The organism is Limnospira sp. PMC 1279.21, assembly GCF_032349615.1.
In the GTDB taxonomy this organism is placed as follows: domain Bacteria; phylum Cyanobacteriota; class Cyanobacteriia; order Cyanobacteriales; family Microcoleaceae; genus Limnospira; species Limnospira fusiformis.
In genome coordinates this window covers 64,090-67,017 of record NZ_JARPLU010000005.1, presented here as the reverse complement: position 1 = coordinate 67,017, position 2,928 = coordinate 64,090, and the positions used below count along the sequence as shown (strand labels likewise).

The window sequence follows — 2,928 nt, the reverse complement described above, 5'->3', positions numbered from 1 at the left end:
GATCGTCGCATTGTCCGGGAACAACCGGAAAAATGTCGCGTAAATGTATCAGTTCAAATTGACAACAGTCAATCCGATTATGAAAACCTCTGTTTGGCATAAAGAATCAGTATCAACCCTAATCCAAACATTTTTACTCCTGGTGCTGCTGTTGAGTTTTTTCCTGATGATTAGTATGGCAGGCACCGTTTGAGATTAGAGATGATCGAATTATCGCGATGCACTATGCTCAATGACCAAAAATACACCCCGTCTCTTTTGAGCGGGGGAGTTGGAAATTTAAAGTCGCACTAATAGGTTAAGGCCGTGGGTATCGGTGCCACAGGTAGGCAGTAAATTGTAATCCCAAGCCAGTTGTTGTATTTCTTCAGTAATTTTCGGCGTTGGATACCAGGGGTTAGTCCGGCGATAGCCATAGAAAACCTCAACGCCATCAATTCCTAGGCGACTGGCTTCGGGGATGAGTTCTGCGGATGGGCGGCGATAGCGTGCTGGGTGAGCTAAAACAGCTAGACCGCCAGCATTTTGGATAGCGGCGATCACAGCCCCAGCCCCGGAATTTTGACGAGGGGCGGAATGATGCTGTAAATAGGGATAGATACTGGGAGCATCTGGGTCAAAAGCATAGCCCAAAATATGCACGTCGGTTTCCAGGAGGTGGGCGTTAATTTCAACACCCGTCCACAGGGTCAGGGATGGGATGTTGTCTGGTTTGCAAGCATGACTTTTCCGGTGATTTAACCAATGCCGGGCGATTTGATAGCCCTCAGTGGTATGGTGGTCTGTGATGGCAAGTCCTTTGAGTCCAATAGCGATCGCCTGTTGAATTAGGGCGATCGGGTCAAGCTGTCCATCCGATTTCGTGGTATGAGCATGGAAATTGTAGGATGTGGGACAGCTATCCGCATCAATTCCCTGTAAGACTTGAATAAGTGCTGACCGACTCATAGCCGTAGACTCAACATATTGCTTCTGAGCATTTTCCCAAGTTTTCGATAAACTGGAGAAGGATGCAGAAGCCGGGACAAGATTGACTGACATAGCCGTCGATTTCTTAATAAACCTTTACCTACATCTACTGTATCGAATTTATCAGGCCTGATGTGGGATTTCGGCTGATTTAAGGACGATTTTAGATTTAAAATTCTTATATATACTTACTAATTCTTATATATACTTACTAACTGCCATTTTAGGGAAGGATGGGGCGATCGGGTGGAATTGCCGATGCCCATTTTTCCCCACCCTAAGCTGATGCTTCACTGTTGCGATAACTAGCCGCCTGATTAAGCAATTTAGACCAACGCTTCTGTACCTGTTTGGGAGTACATTTGAGAGCGACTGCGATCGCCTTATCAGTTTCTCCATCCCGCTTGAGTTGCAATAAAGTCCTTTCCGCCAGAGACAGATTATCTTGAAACACCCGCCATTGCTCAGTAGTCATCCCCAGTTTTTGGTCTAAGTCCGCTCCCAACCACTCATGAACCAGTTTCCAGTTATTAGAGTGAGCAAACTTTTCGACATGGTACTTAAACCGTTGTTGTAAGTAGTCCCGTTGACGAGGGGTGAGATTAAGGGCCTTATCAATATCGCCGGCTTGCCAATCCTGAAGTTTCAGAACCAGATAATCTACACAATCATTCTGACCCTGAGCTTCCAAATATTGTATCAGTTCTGCAATCACGCGATCGCGCAATACAGCATCAGCCGGGTCAACCATCTCAGACACCATCAAATCGCGAATTTGCTGCATAGCGTGGGTGCGACTTTGAGCCTCAGCTTCCTCAGTTTTGCCCCCCTCAACCGCCAATTCAATATCAAGAGACATTTCTGGGGGTTGACCTTTAGCAAAACCTTGAGCCCGCAGGACGATTAACCGTTGGCGGTTGCGACCCGGTAAACCAATCTGACGCTTGGCATATTGTTCTGTAAAAGCCATATATTCAGAGAGTTCTAACCGAGTTTGGGGGGTGTATTCCGCTTCCAGTTGATGTTCACGACGAAACGCCCGCAGAGACTCAATATAGAAGCCTTGGAGGAAATCTTCAATCAAATTATACCGAGCCTGGAAATGCAGATTAGAGTTAAAAGGAGCCACATGGCGGTACACCATCGCCGCCAAATTTGAGTGCAGTTCAACCCGACCTTGGCGAGAACCCAGACGATAGTATTGTAAGCATTTTTGCAGGCGATGGCGGGCTAAGTTCAGTTGCCAGGTTCCTACTTCCCCGGAATCTTGAATCCGCTTGCTTTTGCTGCAAATGCGATCGACTTCTATAGCAATTCGCATCATTACTGACTCGCTGCTGGCTGGTTTCAGTTTCAGAACTTGCTGAATTTCCTCTAGGAGGCTGTTAACTACCGTTTGAGTATGTAAGGTCTCAACACTGTTATCTGACAGTTCAGGGGCGGCGACGACGTTGGTAGAATTAGTATTAAACATTTTAATTACCTGGTATAAGTGGGCTGTTGCAGAGGTTGAGGCGTAGGTGCAAGGTCTTGGCTGGCTTGTTTGTTTCCCTGTCCTGATTCAACTCTCTACAATTTGAATAGTAGGAGCAACCACATTCAAACAGGGTCTGAACTGTTCCACTCTTTTAAGTAACTGCAATCACTGCTAGGGTGAACTGACCCACTATGTGAATATCACTCTCGAACCTATTTCGCTCAAACTCCCTCTGGATAAGGATTTAGACATCAGCGCGATCGCTCCTTTTCCCCCATCGTTCAACCTATAGGGCTACCCCCATTTCGTAGACAGTTACCTAACTGGTTCCTTCTGTAGTCTTCTCAAATGGATCTTGGGTTCCACGCTCTATCCACCCAACCTATTAAATATGTTGGGTTCCACTACAGTTACAGAAAACCCCCTGATGTTGGGTTCCACTACAGTTACAGAAAACCCCCTGATGTTGGGTTCCACTACAG

At 46.4% G+C, this 2,928-nt stretch carries 2 protein-coding genes; both read right to left on the bottom strand.

What is annotated here, in order from left to right; genetic code table 11:
• Nucleotides 1-279: 279 nt before the first annotated feature.
• A complete protein-coding gene (locus tag P5683_RS01655) occupies nucleotides 280-1,041 on the bottom strand; it encodes a PHP domain-containing protein (RefSeq protein ID WP_006624246.1) in 762 nt (253 codons plus the stop codon).
• Between the two features lie 205 nt (nucleotides 1,042-1,246).
• Nucleotides 1,247-2,443, bottom strand: coding sequence for a HetZ-related protein (locus P5683_RS01650; RefSeq protein WP_006624247.1), 1,197 nt, complete (start codon nucleotides 2,441-2,443; stop codon nucleotides 1,247-1,249).
• Nucleotides 2,444-2,928 lie beyond the last annotated feature (485 nt).

Excerpts from the sequence above, each read along its gene's own strand:
- P5683_RS01655 (WP_006624246.1), bottom strand. The coding sequence starts at position 1,041 with ATGTCAGTCAATCTTGTCCCGGCTTCTGCATCCTTCTCCAGTTTATCG.
- P5683_RS01650 (WP_006624247.1), bottom strand. The coding sequence starts at position 2,443 with ATGTTTAATACTAATTCTACCAACGTCGTCGCCGCCCCTGAACTGTCA.